Origin of the sequence: Pantoea sp. GbtcB22 (assembly GCF_019091025.1) — a bacterium.
GTDB classification, from domain to species: Bacteria; Pseudomonadota; Gammaproteobacteria; order Enterobacterales; family Enterobacteriaceae; genus Pantoea; species Pantoea leporis.
Map to the genome: position 1 here is coordinate 1 of NZ_JAGXKB010001057.1, position 229 is coordinate 229.

Below are 229 nucleotides of genomic sequence, written 5' to 3' on the forward strand. Positions count from 1 at the left end.
AATCTAGCGTCAAACTGAATACGGAAAACAGCAGCGCCGAGTATCGCAGCGGCGGCGGCATTATCCTCAGCCCGTACGGCAAGTTTGTGATTGCGGCTACTCGCGGTTCGGATAACAGCTTGGTGGTGTTCCGCATTGAGCAGGATGGTTCACTGGGATCGCCGGTGCGCTATAACGCGGATGGCATTGAACCGCGCGCTTTCGCCTTTGGTGCCAGCGGCAAATACCT

At 56.8% G+C, this 229-nt stretch carries 1 protein-coding gene; it reads left to right on the top strand.

Annotated features, from left to right (window positions below; all coding sequences use genetic code 11):
- A partial coding sequence (locus KVT28_RS27495) for a beta-propeller fold lactonase family protein (RefSeq protein ID WP_217551524.1) occupies positions 1–229 on the top strand: 229 nt, incomplete at both ends.